This is a genomic window from Lacinutrix sp. MEBiC02404 (assembly GCF_053601575.1).
The window spans coordinates 1-338 of the sequence record NZ_JBSHNV010000134.1 but is presented as its reverse complement, the minus strand read 5'-3'; the positions used below and the strand labels follow the sequence as shown (position 1 = coordinate 338).

Annotated in this window: 1 protein-coding gene; it reads right to left on the bottom strand. The window is 39.9% G+C overall.

What is annotated here, in order from left to right; translation table 11 throughout:
* On the bottom strand, positions 1 to 338 hold a 338-nt coding region (locus ACVCXO_RS03700; protein ID WP_452228247.1), incomplete at both ends, for a hypothetical protein.

The following is a 338-nucleotide window of genomic DNA, read 5'->3' as shown; positions in this document are numbered from 1 at the left end:
CCAGTAGCATCTCCGAAGTTCAGCGTTACTGTAATTGTAGATTCATTACCACAATCATCTGCAACGGTATAGGTAACAGGAAGCGAACCACAAGGACCACAAACTACGTTTAAGTTGTTGAAGTCGTAATTGGAAGTTACGTTATAAACACCATCTGCATCACAACTATCTGAACCACAAGATTCAAGCGCAAGTATGTTAGCAGTATTCCAAGCATCGGCAATAGTTTCGTTATCATCTGCTGTACAATCTACAGAGGCATCTGTAACTGTAGTACAAACTGTTAAATCTGGACCGATAGAATCGTTAAGCGTAAGAATGGCAACAAGTATAGTTTC